The sequence below is a fragment of the Stenotrophomonas geniculata genome (assembly GCF_034508895.1).
In the GTDB taxonomy this organism is placed as follows: domain Bacteria; phylum Pseudomonadota; class Gammaproteobacteria; order Xanthomonadales; family Xanthomonadaceae; genus Stenotrophomonas; species Stenotrophomonas geniculata.
Window position 1 is genome coordinate 802,908 of the sequence record NZ_CP140571.1, and the last position, 17,090, is coordinate 819,997.

Annotated in this window: 14 protein-coding genes; 10 read left to right on the plus strand and 4 right to left on the minus strand. The window is 64.7% G+C overall.

What is annotated here, in order from left to right; genetic code table 11:
- Positions 1 to 90 precede the first annotated feature (90 nt).
- From RI032_RS03785 to RI032_RS03800, 4 genes are read right to left on the minus strand one after another with little or no spacing between them, the layout of a single operon-like run.
- Complete coding sequence (locus RI032_RS03785; RefSeq protein ID WP_238582448.1) at positions 91 to 312, minus strand: hypothetical protein; 222 nt, start codon at positions 310 to 312, stop codon at positions 91 to 93.
- A complete protein-coding gene (locus tag RI032_RS03790; protein WP_100050536.1) occupies positions 312 to 629 on the minus strand; it encodes a DUF5076 domain-containing protein in 318 nt (105 codons plus the stop codon). Before RI032_RS03790 ends, RI032_RS03785 begins: the two co-directional genes overlap by 1 nt.
- A 9-nt stretch (positions 630 to 638) precedes the next feature.
- A complete protein-coding gene (locus RI032_RS03795; RefSeq protein WP_322547881.1) occupies positions 639 to 1,514 on the minus strand; it encodes an RHS repeat domain-containing protein in 876 nt (291 codons plus the stop codon).
- Between the two features lie 3 nt (positions 1,515 to 1,517).
- On the minus strand, positions 1,518 to 6,848 hold the full coding sequence (locus RI032_RS03800) for a wall-associated protein (protein WP_322547882.1): 5,331 nt from the start codon (positions 6,846 to 6,848) through the stop codon (positions 1,518 to 1,520).
- A 241-nt stretch (positions 6,849 to 7,089) separates the two neighbouring features.
- On the opposite strand from RI032_RS03800, the gene RI032_RS03805 reads away from it, so the two are divergent.
- The 10 genes from RI032_RS03805 to RI032_RS03850 all read left to right on the plus strand — a co-directional run bounded on the left by RI032_RS03805 (position 7,090) and on the right by RI032_RS03850 (position 17,065).
- Positions 7,090 to 7,629, plus strand: coding sequence for a GNAT family N-acetyltransferase (locus RI032_RS03805; RefSeq protein ID WP_322547883.1), 540 nt, complete (start codon positions 7,090 to 7,092; stop codon positions 7,627 to 7,629).
- Positions 7,626 to 7,958 (plus strand): non-heme iron oxygenase ferredoxin subunit, encoded by a 333-nt coding sequence (locus tag RI032_RS03810; RefSeq protein WP_049455557.1) that lies wholly within the window; start codon positions 7,626 to 7,628, stop codon positions 7,956 to 7,958. Before RI032_RS03805 ends, RI032_RS03810 begins: the two co-directional genes overlap by 4 nt.
- A gap of 202 nt (positions 7,959 to 8,160) precedes the next feature.
- Entirely contained in the window at positions 8,161 to 8,565 is a 405-nt protein-coding gene (locus RI032_RS03815) for a hypothetical protein (RefSeq protein WP_071305625.1), read from the plus strand.
- Between the two features lie 150 nt (positions 8,566 to 8,715).
- Positions 8,716 to 11,025 (plus strand): TonB-dependent receptor, encoded by a 2,310-nt coding sequence (locus RI032_RS03820; RefSeq protein ID WP_322547884.1) that lies wholly within the window; start codon positions 8,716 to 8,718, stop codon positions 11,023 to 11,025.
- 68 nt (positions 11,026 to 11,093) lie between these two features.
- Entirely contained in the window at positions 11,094 to 11,813 is a 720-nt protein-coding gene (locus RI032_RS03825; protein ID WP_322547885.1) for a tetratricopeptide repeat protein, read from the plus strand.
- 10 nt (positions 11,814 to 11,823) lie between these two features.
- A complete protein-coding gene (locus tag RI032_RS03830; RefSeq protein ID WP_322547886.1) occupies positions 11,824 to 12,501 on the plus strand; it encodes a Fe2+-dependent dioxygenase in 678 nt (225 codons plus the stop codon).
- Between the two features lie 164 nt (positions 12,502 to 12,665).
- Positions 12,666 to 13,076 (plus strand): hypothetical protein, encoded by a 411-nt coding sequence (locus tag RI032_RS03835; protein ID WP_057502959.1) that lies wholly within the window; start codon positions 12,666 to 12,668, stop codon positions 13,074 to 13,076.
- A 146-nt stretch (positions 13,077 to 13,222) separates the two neighbouring features.
- Positions 13,223 to 15,643 (plus strand): TonB-dependent receptor domain-containing protein, encoded by a 2,421-nt coding sequence (locus RI032_RS03840; RefSeq protein ID WP_134958576.1) that lies wholly within the window; start codon positions 13,223 to 13,225, stop codon positions 15,641 to 15,643.
- Between the two features lie 238 nt (positions 15,644 to 15,881).
- A complete protein-coding gene (locus tag RI032_RS03845; RefSeq protein WP_010483588.1) occupies positions 15,882 to 16,520 on the plus strand; it encodes a PepSY-associated TM helix domain-containing protein in 639 nt (212 codons plus the stop codon).
- Positions 16,521 to 16,546: 26 nt separating this feature from the next.
- Positions 16,547 to 17,065 carry a DUF2271 domain-containing protein gene (locus RI032_RS03850; RefSeq protein WP_004147429.1) on the plus strand — a complete coding sequence of 173 codons (519 nt, stop codon included), beginning with the start codon at positions 16,547 to 16,549 and terminating at the stop codon, positions 17,063 to 17,065.
- The last annotated feature ends 25 nt before the right edge of the window (positions 17,066 to 17,090 follow it).

A 17,090-nucleotide genomic window follows, 5' to 3' on the forward strand; every position in this document is an offset into this window, starting at 1 on the left:
CCGTTGCAGCTGGCGCTTCAGCAGCCTGCCAGATAGCCGCGCTAAAGAAGAGGCCCCATTCTGCGGACATATCGCGTCTGCACAAAGCTCCTACGAACTCTTCCCGCGTAGCAAGCCAACGAAAAGAGGTATGTAACCCACCGTGAATGCCGCCAGAAGTATGAGCGCCCATTCAATGAATGAAATACCTGTATGCCCGTACACGAAACGCAGCAACCCATAGCTTGCGATCACAAAAATAATAGCTTTCGCGTAATAGGCGGTGACACCCTTCAGGATCGGCTTGGAAATTTTCACTTTCGCATCAGGCATCAGGCATCATTGCTATTCACGAATCCACCCTTTGCACTAGATGTCGGATCATCCAATTCAGCATGAAAATTCTCTCGTATAAGATGCAGGGCGGTTTTCGCGTCAACTCCATATCCTGAATGAAGCGCGTCAGCAATGTTTCGGGCAGCATCCGCAAGGATGACACCCCACGCTTTCTCTTCGGAGATATTGGTTGTCTCCCGATACATACCAACCTTCATTGAACAGTGGAGTCTTCTTTTCGCAATCCACACTCGTAGCATCTCAACAGAGTTCTCGTCTTCCAAAGCTGCTTTAGGAATCGGGCGCTCGTTCATTGCGAAACCTCACTTTGCCGTTGGGGGATCAATTCCGCGCTCCTGCCATCTTTTTGGCGCCACTTCATTACGTTTATTATCCAAGCCATCTTTGCCGCCACGATCATTCATCACTTTCTGTTCCTTATTCTGCCTGTCGGTGCGATCTCCCTTCTTGTAAGAGTCGACCTTCTCAGCCCCCCTTCGGTCGCGACCATCTGATCTATCGCGAGCACGACTATCGAGGTCGTCCGTCGAGCCAATGTAGTCTTTGCCTGAGCTCGTGTTCTCGCCACTTACACAATAAATGCAACCTTCATCACTGTTAGCGGTTCCTGGCTCTGGGGTTGGGCCTTGGGACTCGTTTTTCTGGGACTCTGCAATTGCATTTTCGAGTAGTCGCCGAGCGTAAATGATACCAACGGTCCCATAGTCCACGATCGCTTCGCCGAGTGAACGACTTTCGATCGTGCAAGAGCTTTGATTGCAAGTGACATCCCTTCCATCTGGGTCGGTGAACTTGTAAGGATTGTTCAGCGCATAGACATAGCTATTGAAGTTTGAAACGGGCTGCTGATACGCCGTCACGGGGTCTGCTGACAGGAACCGGCCCAACTGAGGGTCCATATATCGCTGCTGCATGTAGCTCAGACCCGTGCCCGAGTCCGTCACATGCCCCGTATATCCCGGCCCATCCTTCAACGGCCGATTCACCACCGCCCCATACGGCTCATACACCGTACGCTCGATGACGTTTCCGCTGGCATCGGTGATCGCCACCGGTGAACCGAGTGCATCAGTGTGGATGTACTCGACCACTTCCTGTGCGGCCGCCGGAGCCACACAGGCCGCCAGCGCTACCACCGCGAGCACCGCCCGAATCAACAGCAAAGAGAGTCCATTCATGGCTTAGTCCCAGCTCAATACGCCGCGGGTGACGGGGAAGTCTGCGGACCATGCCGAACAGCCACCGGCGTTGCAGGCCCTGACAATGTAGAGACTGGCGCAGTAGGTCCCGCCGCTCGACTGCACGTAGGTATTGGGGCCGGTGTACAGGCGCCGTCCAGCTCCGGAAGGCTCAAGCTGATACTCCGTTGCCCCCGGAACCGCGCGCCAGCCGACGCTGCATTGCACCTGATAGGGCGCCTTGCGCGTGCTGAGCCACTCGGCCACGTAGATCTGAGTGGCCGCGGGAGGAAGCACCACGGAGACACTGGCGATGCCCGAGTAGGGGCTGCACCCCGCGAAATTGCATGCCCTCACGCGATAGGCGTAGCTGCCATTGCCACGGCTGGCACCAAAGCTGTTCCCGCCGCCGTTATGCACCACCGTCCAGCCACCACCGTTGGCACTCTCCTCCAGCACGAAGCTCTCGCTGTTGGCCGGCACCGACCAGCTCAGGCTGTACTGCGGCACGTTCACCAGGCCCGGTGCGCTGATCACCGGCTCGATCGTCGGCGGCCCGATCACCGCTACCGTCGACGTGGCCGACCACGGTCCGCAGCCTGCGCCATTGCAGGCGGCAACCCGATAGCCATAGCTGCCGACCCCGCGCGCAGCGGTGGCATAGGAACCCGCGTTGCCGTCGAACAGCGTGACCCATCCGCCACCATTGCTGCTTTCCTGCAGGGTGTAGCGCGTGGCACCAGCCACCCCGTTCCAGCCAATGCCGATACTGCCCGGCGCAGCGCGTGCCGGCGCAGAAAGACCTGGCGCAGTGGCAGGCGGATACACCACCGTCACCGCAGCCGTGGCGCTGTATCCCGTGCACCCCACCGGGTTACATGCGCGAACCCGGTAGTTGTAGCTTCCCGCTGCCTTGCCACTGAAGGCCTTGGACTGACTGATGGCGTTGTGCACCTGGGCCCATGCGCCACCATTGGCGCTTTCCTCCAGCTCATAGCGCTCGGCACCGGAAGCCGCAGACCAAGCCACGTTGTAGCTGCCGTTGAAGGCCGTGGCAGGCAGGTTCAAGGTCGGCACAGTGGATGGCGCCAATGCCACGGCCACTGATGCGACATTGCTCCATCCGCCGCACACCGCCCGGCAGCCGCGCACGCGGAACTGATAGGTTCCCGTGACCAGGCCGGTGCTGGTGAACGATTGCGCCGCGCCATCAAAGACCGTGCTCCAGGTGCCCGCAAGGGCCCGCTGCAGCTCATAGCGGTTGGCACCACCGGCCTGGCTCCAGGTCAGGTTCACGCTGCCCTGGGTGATGTAGCCCGGCGCACTCAGCGCGGGAACGCTGGGTGCGGCTTCGCCATGCACCTGTGAAACCAAACTGCCTGACAGGTAGAGATAGTCGGTCTGCTTGCCGGTACGTTCGTTGCGCTGGAATCGCAGCACACCGCCGTTGTCGTAGAACGAGTAGATTGCCCCCTTGCCACTGGCAGCAGCCTTCACCCGGCGCCCGTGGGCGTCATACTCGTAGCTCTCTGCTGTACCCGCCGCACGCAGCCGGTTGCCGTAGTCAAACGCGAAAGCCTGGCCATTGCGCACCGAAAGATTGCCCTGCACGTCATAGCCAAGACCGGTCACGGTTGCCCCGGTTCCGGTTTCGATCACGTTGACCAACCGATTGGTCGGATCGAAATAGTGCGTACGATCGCGGCTGCCGACCTTCGCACGGCGCAGGTTGTCCAGCGCGTCATACTCATACAAGGCGTTGCCGAAGCCCGGTGCAGTGACCGTCCGCAACCGGTCCAGGCCGTCATAGGTCATGTCCCGGTTACCGGGCGCCCCGGGCAGGCCATCGGAAATGGCCATCACATTGCCGCCGGCATCGTAGTCGTAGCTGTCATCCAGCACTGCGGCCGCTGCAGTGGCATCGCGGCTGCGGTCAGGCAGTCCGCGGGCATTCTGGGTCAACGTGTGCACGATCCCGTTGCCATAGACAAAGCGGGCCAACGCGCCATTGGCAAAGTAACTGGCCTCCTTTGCATAGCCGCCGACCGTCGTCGCCCGACCCAGTGCATCCGGCGCATAGCTGACGACACGCCCCCCCGGGTAGGTATTGCTGGCCAGTGTGCCGTTGGCATCGTAGCCATAGGCCAGGCTCAGGCTTCCCAGATCCGGATGCTGCAGGGTTTCGCCGCTGAGCAGGCGGCGGCGGTTGTACTGGTAGCGGTTGACGACCATCGGCCGGGCCGGATCGTTCTGCGTGCTGATCTCGGCAGGCAGACCATCAGGCGCGTAGGACCAGTTCTGATTTCCGCGCCCATCCGGGAAGATCAGGGTCGACAAGCGGTTGGCAGCATCGTAACTGCGCTTCACCGCACGTCCACTGGCCAGGGCTTCACTGCGGTTGCAGTCGGTGGTGCTGGTCAAACCCGTGCCGGCCGCCGACCACAGCACGTTGCCTGCCGCGTCGTAGTCCTGCACGGTCGCGCCGGTTTCCGGTTCGATGGTCTTGCACAGCTGCTGGTAGCCGTCATAGACGTAGCGGCGGGTCAGCGACTGGCTGCCGTCTGCACTGCGGCGGGTGATCGCCAGCGGCTTGCCCAACGTGTCTCGCTGGATCTCGGTCACTACGCCTTCCGGGTGCTGCAGCGTCAGCGGCATCTCATAGCTGGGCTGGTCGTAGGCAAGATGACGGGTCGTCGTAGCCTGCCCGCGGGGGTTGGTCACCTTCACCGACAGGTTGCCCACGTACTCGGTGCGGGTAACCAGTGCCCCAAGCTCGGACGATTGACTGACCACGGTGGGGCGGCCCAACGCGTCGTACTGCGTCGTGGTGCCGGTCAGGGTGGCATTGATATCGGAGAACTGCCGCGTGGGATACGAGGCAAACACGGTCTTGCCGCTGGTGTCGTAACGGGTCACCACGGCGCTGTCCAGGACGTTGTTGGCGTTTTCGGTCACCAGCACCGGGCGGAACATCGCATCCAGGTAGGTATCCGTGCGCCGCCCGCCCTGCGTGCGGGAGTGCTTCCACGCACCGGCGGGCACCCCCAGCTGCGCGCCACCCAGCCGCTGCAGGTCCATGGTTACGCCATTCCAGTTCACGCTGTCGCCGCCAGGGAACTGCTGGCTGCGCAGCCTGCCCATGCTGTCGTAGCTGAAGCTGGTGGTTGCGCCGGTTTCGTCGGTCAGCGAGGTGATCCAACCGTTGTCGTCGACGACAACCGTGCGCACCGCGCCATTGGGCGCTTCGGGCGTGGCCGGCATGCGCAGCTGCTGCGGAACACCACGCTTCCATCCCGACAGATGGCTGGTATTGCCGCGGCCATCGGCCACCGAGGCAACCGTGCCGTCGGCTGCGTAGGTCACCTGCTGCGCCAGACGGCCGAATGCATAGGCGCGTAACGGTAGTGCTTTGGCCGTATCGAATTCGGTGCGGGACTGCTCGATGCCATTGAGCACACTGCGCGCCGCCTGGCCGTTCACCCACAGCGCGGGATTGTCGTAGTAGCTGGTGCTGCTGGTGCGACTCTGGCCGGCGGAATTCGCTTCGACAACGGTGACTTCGCGCGCAAATGCATCAAAGGCCTGCACGGTGCGGGTGAACTGCACGCCATCCTGATTCACGACTGTGCTCTGCACTGGGCGATTCAAATGCTCTCCCAGTTCCCTGGCCCCGTACTTGAGATTCCGGCCCGCCTCGCCCGGGAACGGTGCGCTGGCAAGCTGCGCGTCCGGGTAGTAGTTGCTGCGCTCGGTGCGAACCACCGCGCCACCCGAGCTGGTGGTCGTGGACAACAATCGACCGTCGTTGTAGCCGACTTCCTTCCCGAATTCGTAGGTCCGAATGACCCCGTCCGGCAGAGTTTCAATTGTAATCTTGGGTTCTGCCTGCCCCACCGGGATCATCGGCCACCCAGCCTGGTCGACTCTCCTGTCGTACTGCCACCCCAGATTGGTGTACTGATAGCTCCACTGCGCGGTGGGCATCCCCGGGCCGCTTATCCGCTTTGCTACCAAAGACATCGCGTCCCGATAGAGGGGCGTGAGATTCCATCCGTCGGCCAGCAACTGTTCGTCGCCGGAGGTCTGGCAGTTGAACGGAACATTCTTGCGCCCGTGCCGGAAAGGTCGGAATACAAAGGTTCCCACCGCACCTGATGGATGCGTGATGGAGGCTGTCACCTCGGTCTGCACGATCTTGTTCGTCTTCGCGCACAGCCCAGGGTAGTCCATGTAGGCTGAGGGGTCCTGCCCGGTATATTCGGGGTACTTCTTCGTCACGTTGACCGGAGGCAGGTCGTACTGCCAGGCGGTGCCATCCGGCAGCGTCACCGACTGCAACACACCGGCCGGGGTGTAGCCATAGGTCCAGGTGCGGCCCGCTGCCGTTGCCGTTGCAATGCGGCCCTGGGAGTCATAGGCAAGGCTGATGCTGCGCCCATCGTTGGCAACGATTCGATCCAGCCGCCCGCCACTCCATTCGTAGCGGACCCAGTTACCGAAACGATCGACAACCTGGGATGGATAGAGGAAGACCTTTTTCCGTTTCAGCGTGGCATGGGTGATGGTGTCGTAGGGCTGGAGAACGGCAGACTCGTTCTCGCGCGCCACCATCCAGTCGAAGTAGTACTTGGTTCCATCTGGCGCGTGGCCCAGGAATCCTTCGCCCGGCTGGCCGCTCTTGAGCGCACTGAGGCAGGAGAAGAACCATCCCCCTTTTGTGTTCCAGGGCGTTGGCGTGCCGACCTGGGGCGTTGGCTGGCGCGCGTCCCCGCTGCCAGCCAGGACGGTTTCACCGCCTCCGCCCGGCAATGAAAGCCTCACCCCATCCCAATAGGTGTGGGGAGAAAAATTGATGGTCTGGGTATGCTTGTAGTTCCAGACATCAAGCGACGGAGGTGCGGAAACTGTCGAGCAACGGGCGCTTGGCGTCCAATGCCCGGCGATCGCAGTTTCCGGCTGGTCTCCGTAAGTACCTGAAAGCGAAGGAATGTCGAGATCCCAGTTTCCATATTCCTTGTCATTTGCACTGCCGCCGACATCCCCGTAGCTGCGGCTGAGCGAAACCGCGAGCCCACCATTGCCCGGAATCGAAACATCCGTGGCCTTGAAGCTGATCGAACCGTCATAGAGGTTGACCTGCTCGCCGAAGATCTCGCCCTTCAGCGGTTCGACAAGGTCCCCGTACTTCAGTCGCTTGTCGTACTCCTGGCGCCAGGTGGGAACGATCTGGGCGGAAACGCTGACCGGTGCCAGCACACACAGGGCAATGAAACCGAGAAACAGACCCTTGGCAGCCGTTGCGGCGCGCGGATGAGAAATGAGGCCAGACTGCATGCAGATCCTCCCTGGATCGACGTCCCTGTGTGCCCCACCCGCGCCGAACGGCGGTTGACCTTCGACCAGGCGGCACCCACGCCGGCAGACAGCCACGCGTTGCTTCACGGTGGGCGGGTGCTGGTCACAGATATGAACGAATAATGAAGATGGCGTCAAGTCCACGTATTGACCACACTCGGCAAAGTCAGGTCAACCAGCAGCCTCCCGCGCCCTTCCCCGCTCCACCTAGAATGTCCCCATGAGCACCCTGACCTTCCGCGCCGCCACGTCGGCCGACATCCCCGCCCTCATTGCCCTCGTCACCTCGGCCTACCGCGGCGATGCCAGCCGCGTCGGCTGGACCACCGAAGCCGACCTGCTGGACGGCGCCCGCATCGACGCCGAAGGCATCCAGGCCGACCTGGACCGCCCGCGCTCCACCATTCTGCTGGCCGAGCGCGGGGATCAGCTGGTGGCCTGCGCCCATGTCGCCGATGTCGACGGCAAGGGCTACTTCGGCATGTTCTCGGTCGACCCGGCCCTGCAGGGTGGCGGCGTTGGCAAGCAGCTGATGGACGCTGCCGAAGCGCACGCTGCACGCGAATGGAACGTGCCGGTGATGCAGATGACGGTGATCGACGTGCGCGACGAACTGATCGCCTTCTACGAGCGTCGCGGCTACAGCCGCACCGGCATCAAGAAGCCGTTCCCGTATGGCGACGAGCGTTTCGGTATCCCCAAGCGCGACGACCTGCGCTTCGAGATCCTGGAAAAGCCGCTGGCCGGAGCCGTCGCGTGAGCGATACCTGGACCTTCGTCTGTGCCGGCAACGAGCTGTTGCCGGGCGAAATGAAGAGTGTGTTCGACGAGGTGACCGGCACGCCGATCGTGGTGTTCAACCTCGACGGCGAGCTGTACGCACTGGAAGACCAGTGCACGCATGAAGAGTTCGAACTGTCCTCCGGCGAGTTCAACACGACCGAAGGCAGCGTGGAGTGCGTGCTGCACGGCGCGCGCTTCGACGTGCGTGACGGGCGCGCTCTGTGCGCGCCGGCCTACAGCCCTGTGCCCAAGTTTCCGGTGAAGCGCGAGCACGACGCTGTCTGGACCCGCGACGACCGGGATTGAGGCGGCGCTCCGCCCGGAGAGATCATCCACGGGGCGCCCCGCCAGAGAGCATCAACCCATGGGGTGGATCTACCGGAAGGCCATGAGGCCCCTTCCAGGGCGCCCCGTGGCGCCTCGGGAGGCCGCCACGCCCCGCACATGCGAATCATTATCGTTGATGTTATTCTACGTAACATCTTCGTAACGACTCTGCCCCCGCGCCATGGCTTCGCCCGCGCCCACCGCCACGCTGTGCCAGCTTGCCCGTCAAGGGTGGCCGCTGCTTGTGGTCGTGCTGCTGACGCTGCTGCTGGGCTGGTCGGCATTGCACGAAGGGCGCGGCAACAACCCGGCTGCCCACGGCTGGCAGGCACACGCTGATGATCTGCAGCAGGTCATGCCGATGCCGGCCCCGCCGGCGGACGAGTGCCCGCACCATGCCGCGCCAGCACCGGAGCCGCCGCTGGATGGCGAGGGCACCACGCCCTGTACCGGACTGGCTCCCCCGCGCGCCGCCCTGGTCGCGCATGTTCCGCTGTGGCGCTCCAACGCCCTGCGCTGGCAGCTGCACGATCCCGCACTGCGGTTGAACCCCGGCCACGCACCGCCCGCACCGCACGCCAGCTGAGGCGCCCTGCGGCTGTTGCCGTGCGCCTGTTTACGTTTCCTGCCAGCCGAGCGTCGGCTCGGCTCTACAGATACCGCCTTCTACATGCCGTCGCGCTGCCTGCGCTTCGGCCCGCGCCCTTTTCTGATCCAAGCCACCGCCACCCAGACCATGACCCACATCACGTCCCGCAAGCACGCCCCGCGCGTTTCCCTGCTCGCTACCGCCACCCTGGCCGCCGGCTTCGCACCGCTGGCCGCACAGGCCGCCGACAGCGCCGATGCCAGCTCCCGCAACGCCACCGACCTGGACAAGGTGCAGGTGCGCGGCAGCTGGTTCAATCCGTCCTCGCCGAAGTTCACCGCCGAGCTGCTGGACACCCCGAAGTCGGTGTCGATCGTGTCGGAAAAGCTGATCGCCGAAACCGGTGCGACCAATCTGCAGGATGCGCTGCGCATGGTCCCGGGTATCACCTTCGGTGCCGGCGAAGGCGGCAACCCGACCGGTGACCGCCCCTTCATCCGTGGCTTCGATTCGCAGAGCAACGTGTTCGTCGACGGCCTGCGCGACGTCGGCTCGCAGACCCGCGAGATCTTCGACCTGGAGCAGGTGGAAGTGGTCAAGGGCCCGAGCTCGGCCTACGGCGGCCGTGACTCCGGTGGTGGCAGCCTGAACCTGGTGAGCAAGACGCCGAAGCTGAAGAACGAGACCAGCGCCAGCATGGGCATCGGTACCGACAGCTACGCACGCGGCACCGTGGACGCCAACTACGTGCTGGGCGATGGCATCGCCGCCCGCCTGAACCTGATGAAGCACGAATCGGACATCGCCGGCCGCGACGCCGCCAACGTCAGCCGTTGGGGCATCGCGCCGTCGATCGCGTTCGGCCTGAACGGCCCGGCGCAGCTGATCGCCAGCCACTACCACATGCAGAGCGATGACCTGCCGGACGCGGGTGGTTTCCCGTACAACAACCCGTTCACCAGCGGCCCGAACGTGGCCAAGAACGGCGACGGCCGCCCGATGGTGCCGGACCGCAACAACTACTACGGCCTGGTCGACCGTGATTTCCAGCGTACCCGCGCCGATATCAGCACCCTGGACGCCAGCTACGATTTCGGCGGCCACAAGCTGCGCAACATCGCGCGCCTGGGCAACACCAGCAACGACTACCTGTGGACGCAGCCGGACGACAGCAAGGGCAACCCGAACAATTACGGCACCTTGTGGCGCCGTACCAACAGCCGCGCCGTCGACGTCAAGAGCTTCGCCGATCAGCTGGGCCTGACCGGCGCCTTCCAGACCGGCGCGCTCAAGCACAGCTACAGCGCCGGCGTGGAATACAGCGACGAGAAGATGACCCGCGGCAGCTATCAGATGACGCCGGGCACCGCCAATCCGCTGGAACCCCTCGCTGCCAACAGTTCGCGATGCACGGTGTCCGGCGCTGCCACCAATTACAACTGCACCGACTTCAACAATCCGAACCCGAACGATCCGTGGGCGGCCGGTCAGATCGTCTACCGCAGCAACAAGGCGCTGGACGTTGAACAGCGCACCAAGACCAAGTCCGCCTATCTGTTCGACACCATCGAGCTCAATGCACAGTGGAGCTTCAACGTTGGCCTGCGTTATGACGACTACAGCACCACGCTGACCACGCCGGTGCTCAACGCGGCGCCGACCCGCCTGCGCAACGACAACGACTTCGTGAACTACCAGGCCGGCGTAGTGTTCAAGCCGGTGGCCAACGGCAGCATCTACCTGTCCTGGGGCACCTCCTCGACCCCGCCGGGCATGGACGGTGGCGATGGCTCCGACGGCCTGACCGGGCTGGTGGCCGACCTCAAGCCGCAGGACACCAGGAACCTCGAACTCGGCACCAAGTGGGACCTGCTCGACAACCGCCTGAACCTGACCGCCGCGATCTTCCACACCGTGATGAACAACGCACGTGTGACCATCGACAACGGCACCAGCCAGAACGCCGGCAAAAAGGAGATCAACGGCTTCGAGCTGGGCTTCAATGGCCAGCTGACCGATGCCTGGAGCCTGTACGGCGGCTACACCTACCTGGACTCGGAACTGAAGGACAATGGCTTTGTCTGTGGCGCACCGGTGGGCCGCACCTGCCCGTCCAACGTCTACGTGCCGTCGCCGAACAACGGCAACGTGTTCCCGAACACCGCCAAGCACAGCGCCAACCTGTGGACCACCTACCGCTTCCCGATCGGCCTGACCGTCGGCGCTGGTGCGTTCTACTCGGACAAGCAGTACGGTGACGTTGCCAACACCAAGTGGATTGCCAGCTACACCCGCTTCGACGCGATGGCCAGCTACGCGATCCAGGACAACATCAGCGTGCAGCTCAACGTGCAGAACCTGACCGACAAGACCTACTTCACCAAGGCCTATGCCTCGCACTACGCGAGCATCGCCCCGGGTCGCTCGGCCACCCTGGCACTGAACGTGAAGTTCTGATGTAACTTCGCTCCACCACGGCGGCAGGCTCTCCTGCCGCCGTTTTTGTTTCCGGCGATACTCACCCCATGGCGACCCTTACCCCCATCGACAGCGACGCCCTGGCCGAACTGCTGCAGCACGACCCGGCAGCCGCGTTCGCACGCGTGCGCGACGCTGCGCAGGCCGGGCAGGTCGAGGCACAACTGCTGCTCGCGCAGATGCACATGGAAGGCAAAGGCACCGCACAGGACGCCTCGGCGGCACTGCTCTGGTACGAAACCGCCGCCAACAACGGCGCGCCGATGGCGATGAACATGCTTGGCCGCTGCCACGAACTGGGCCAGGGCACCGCCCCCGACCCGGCGCTGGCCGCAGTGTGGTACCGCCGCGCGGCCGACACCGGGCTGGACTGGGGCCTGTACAATCTGGCCAACCTGCTGGCCACCGGCCGCGGCGTGCCGCTGGACCGCGCGCAGGCGCTGGCGCTGTACACGCGCGCCGCGCACCTGGGCCACGCCAAATCGATGAACCTGCTGGCCCGCCACCTCGAAGACGGACTGGAGATCGAGCGCGATCCGCAGGCGGCGCTGGACTGGTACCAGCGCGCGGCCGAGGCCGGTGATTTCCGCGGCCAGGCCAACTACGCCTCGATCCTGCTGCAGGCCGGCCAGATCGAGCAGGCCGTGCACTGGCTGCGGCTTGCACTGGCCCACGGCAGCCCGGCGTTCATGGCGCACCTCGTGCCGGAACTGGCCGCATCGCCGCATCCACAGGTGCGCGCCCTGGTCGCACCGCCGTCCCTCTGAGGAGTCCCGCATGCTGCTGCACATCCCCGACATTCTCAGCGCCGACCAAGTGGCCGACTTCCGCCGCCGGCTGGATGCCGCCGACTGGACCGATGGTCGCGAGACCGTCGGCCATCTGGGCGCACAGGCCAAGCACAACCAGCAGCTGCCCGAGGCCTCACCGCTGCGCCGCGAACTGGGCGAGATCATCCTCGTCGCACTGGCCCGGCACCCGCTGTTCTTCAGCGCCGCGCTGCCACTGAAGTACCTGCCACCGCGCTTCAACCGCTACAGCGGCGGCGGCACCTATGGTTTCCACGTCGACGGCGCGGTGATGAACCTGGCCAACGGCGAACAGCTGCGTTCGGACATCTCCTGCACCCTGTTCCTCTCGGCGCCGGACGAGTATGAGGGCGGCGAACTGATCATCAGCGACACCTACGGCGAGCATGAAGTGAAGCTGCCGGCGGGCGACCTGATCGTGTATCCGTCCAGCAGCCTGCACCAGGTGCGGCCGGTCACCCGAGGTACGCGCGTGGCTTCGTTCTTCTGGGTGCAGAGCATGATCCGCGACGATGTGCAGCGCCGCCTGCTATGGGAAATGGACGGCTCGATCGAGCGCCTGCGGCAGACCGGCGGCGACGCCGAGGCGGTGCTGCAGCTGACCGGCGTGTACCACAACCTGCTGCGGCGCTGGAGCGAAGTCTGAGCCCCATCTGGCCAGCCCGCGACATTTTGGCAATCATTCTCATTTGCAACAGCTAACGGCTCTCATTACAATCACGCCCCGTTGATGCCGGCCGCTGCCGGCAGACCCCTGGGGACCCCTGCTTGCTGCGCCCGCTTCGCCCTCGCCCACTCATCCATCGCAAGATGGGCACCGCCATGCGCGGCCAGCGTCCTGCGCTGGCCAGCCTGCTGGCGTGGGTGGCGATGCTGGTACTGCTGATGGGTACTCTGCCGCTGCTCCCACAGGCCCACGCCGGCAACGCCGCGCAGGCAGTGCAGCCGCCGCTGGAAGAGCGTGGCGGCGAAGCCCCGCTGCAGGAAGAAGCCCCGGCCAAGCTGCGTCGCTGTGCTGCCGCGCCGGTGAAATCAGCCGAGAAGGCACACCCGCCGCTGCTGCTGGCCAGCCAGTGGCTTCGTACCGAACGTGAACTCGTACCCGCCACGCCGGCCATGCCCGGTGTGCGCCCGGACTGGCCGCTGGCCGCTCCGGACACGCCCTGGGCCGACGCGCCCGGGCGCCGCCAGCAACGCGGCCAGGCGCCGCCGCTCGCCTGATTCACGGCCCCGCGTGACCGCCTGCGCGGTCGCGTCAGCGCGCCGCTGCCTGCTTCATCCCTGCCGCCCCTGACCGGGCCTCCCCGTGCATGCCGCGCCACTCGCGCCTGGCATTGCACCACCCTGCATCCTTCGAGGTTACTGCCATGGCCCAGCGCCATCGTGTCCGTTCGTCCCTGCCCCGTACCCTGCTGACCAGCGCCGTGCTGGCGGCCATGGCCGCCCCTGCCTTCGCCCACGGTGACGCTTCCGGCGCGCCGCAGACGCTGGACAAGGTGGTGGTCACCGCCTCCGGCTTCGAGCAGAAGGTGGTCGATGCACCGGCCAGCATCAGCGTGGTCAGTCGCGAAGAACTCAGCAAGCGCCCCTACACCAACCTGGTCGACGCGCTGCGCGACGTCGAAGGCATCGATGTCGGCCTGGAGGCCAGCGACAAGAACGGCCGCGCCACCATCTCCATGCGCGGCCTGCCGTCCGAGTACACCCTGGTGCTGATCGACGGCCGCCGCCAGAGCAATGTCGGCCAGCTGTATCCGAACAACTTCGGTGGCGGCCAGTTCGCCTACCTGCCGCCGCTGGACGCGATCGAACGCATCGAAGTGGTGCGCGGCCCGATGTCCACGCTGTATGGCTCGGACGCGATGGGTGGCGTCATCAACATCATCACCCGACGCAACCAGGACAGCTGGCACGGCGCCGTGACCCAGGGCTTCACCGTGCAGCAGGATGACCAGTTCGGTGATGCACGCACCACCGACCTGTACCTCAGCGGCCCGCTGCTGAAGGACCGCCTCAGCCTGGCGGTGCGCGGCAGCTACTACGACGCCAAGGCCTCCAATCCGGAGTGGGATGCACTGACCCTGCCCGACGGCAGCCTGTGGGAGCGCAGCATCGGCTTCGGCGGCGGTGGCAAGTCGGTGGCCAACACCAACTGGAACACTGGCGTACGCCTGGATTTCCGCGTCAACGACGATCACGAACTGTGGCTGGACTACGACGTGTCGCGGCAGAAGTACGACAACAGCGAAGGACAGACCGGCACGCTGGACAGCTTGGCCAGCCTCTGGCGCGTCGGCAACGCGGTCATCCCCAACCCGAACGGCAGCGGCACCGTCACCCGCCGCGTGGTGCAACCGCGCGTGGGCTACACCGCCTACCAGCGCTACGAGCGCGACCAGCTGTCGTTGACCCACCAGGGCCGTTACAGCTTCGGCACCTGGCAGACCTCGCTGACCCACAGCAAGAGCAGCAACCTCGGCCGCTCGCTGCCGCTGACCCTGGACGAGCGCGCCAACCTGCAGACGCTGTGGAATGACGTCTGCCGTCGCACCGGTGCCGCCAACAACTGTGCGGCCGGCCGCGGCAATGCGCTGACCGCACTCAATCCCAGCGAGATGGCGCGCCTGCAGGCGTTCCTGCCGCGCCCGCTGCGCACGATGGAACTGGAAGGCTACGTGCTCGACACGATGCTCGACCTCGACTTCGGCGCGCACAAGCTGACCGTTGGCGGCCAGTACAACGACACCGACATGATCGATGGCGTGTTCGGCATGGATGGCGCCGGTTACCGCAGCAACACCAAGCAGAAGCACCGCATGTGGGCCCTGTTCGCCGAGGACAACTGGGCGCTGACCGATACCCTCACCGCCACCTTCGGCCTGCGCTACGACGACCACAACGTGTTCGGCAGCCACGTCAGCCCGCGCGGCTACCTGGTGTGGAACGCCAGCGACGCGTGGACCTTCAAGGGCGGCGTCAGCACCGGCTACAAGACCCCGCGTCCGGACCAGCTGTTCCCGGGCATCACCGGCTTCGGTGGCCAAGGCGTGCTGCCGCTGGTGGGTTCGCCGAACCTGAAGCCTGAAACCAGCACCAACTACGAGCTTGCCGCCTACTACGAGGGCCAGCGCTGGGGCTTCAACGTGACCGGCTTCTTCAACAAATTCGAGGACAAGATCGCCAGCGGCGGCACCTTCCCCAACTGCGAAGTGGCCCGCGCCGGCAGCGGCTACTGCGTGGACATCGGCCCAGGCTGGGCAGCACTGGGCTACAGCACCTTCACCCAGAGCGTGAACATCGACAAGGCCGAGACCCGCGGTGCCGAGCTGGCCGGTCATGTCGACCTGCTCGACACCCTGCAGCTGCGCGGCAACTACACCTGGACGAAGAGTGAGCAGACCAGTGGCGCACAGAAGGGGCTGCCGATCAGCGGCACCATGCCGGCAAAACACATGGCCAACGCCAGCCTCAACTGGCAGATCAATGAAGCGGTCAGCCTGTCGCTGATCGGTGAGGGCCGCTACGACCGCTACCGCGACACGCTGCTGGATGCCAGCGGCGCCAGCCACACCCGCTACTACGAGGACTACACGATCTTCCATCTCGGTGGCAGCTGGAAGGCCACGCCCTGGCTGACGGTGAACGCACGGGTCAACAACCTGCTCGATAAGGATTTCGTCTCGCAGTCGTGCCTGTTGATCAGCCAGAGCGAATTCAACTGCGTGGACGACTATGCGACCAAGGACCAGCGCCGCAGCTACTGGATCTCGCTCAACGCGAAGTTCTGATCGCCGCGCACCGCCTTGGTGGGTGCCAACCTTGGTCGGCACCGCCCTGCTCTGGTGGGTGCCAACCTTGGTCGGCACCGCTTCATCCACGCATGGCGTGGATCTACCAATCCTGCGGTAGTGCCGGCCGCTGGCCGGCAACCGCTAAAGCCCCCTCCGGGATACAGAACGACACGCAATTGCGAGCTATTCTCATCAATGATGTAATGGGCAGTCCCCGTCCGCCCCGAACCGTGCCGTGAGCCGTCCTGCCTCTTCCACCGTGCAGCAGCAACAGAACCGTGGCTTCTGGCTGCGGACGCTGCACCAGTGGCACTGGATCAGCTCGGCGGTGTGCCTGATCGGCATGCTGCTGTTCGCGGTGACCGGCCTGACCCTCAACCATGCCGCGAAGATCGAGGCCAAGCCCGAGGTGCAGAACCAGCATCTGGAGCTGCCGGCCGAACTGCTGGGCCAACTGGGCACCCGCGAAGACGGCAACGCGCCGATCCCGCGCCCGGCGCGGCAATGGCTGGATACGCAGCTGGGCATCGCCATTGGCGGCCGCCCGGCCGAATGGTCGGCCGAAGAGATCTACCTGTCGCTGCCGCGCCCCGGTGGCGATGCCTGGCTGAGCATCGATCGCCAGACCGGCGCGGTGGAATACGAATCAACCTCGCGCGGCGCGGTGTCCTACCTCAACGACCTGCACAAGGGCCGCAATGCCGGCCCGGCGTGGGGCTGGTTTCTGGACCTGTTCGCCGTGGCCTGCCTGGTGTTCTGCATCACCGGCCTGTTCCTGCTGCACCTGCATGCGCGGCAGCGGCGCATGACCTGGCCGCTGGTCGGCCTCGGCCTGATGATCCCGCTGCTGATCGCCCTGCTGCTGATCCACTGACTTTCCTTCGTTCCTGGAGCCGCCCCATGCGCGTCACCCTGACCATCGCCCTCAGCGGCCTGCTGGCCACTTCGCCGGCCTATGCCACCACGCTCGACATCAACGTCGAAGTGCCCAAGCTCAACGTGGCCGAGTACCACCGCCCGTACGTGGCGGTGTGGCTGGAAGGCGCCGACCAGAAGGTCGCGGCCAACCTGTCGGTCTGGTACCAGCAGACCAGCAACAGCGAAGGCCATGGCACCAAGTGGCTGCCCGACCTGCGCCAGTGGTGGCGCAAGAGCGGCCGCACCCTGCAGGTGCCGGTGGACGGCGTGACCGGCCCGACCCGCCCGGCCGGCAAGCACGCGCTGTCGTTCAACGACAAGCAGCCGGCACTGAAGCAGCTGGCCCCGGGCAACTACACCCTGGTGGTGGAAGCGGTGCGCGAAGTCGGCGGCCGTGAACTGCTGAAGATTCCCTTCACCTGGCCGGCCACCGCCGCACAGAACGGCAAGGCGCAGGGCGCCACCGAACTGGGCCAGGTCACCCTCGCCGTCAAACCCTGAGAGGGGACGGAGGGGATCACGTCGC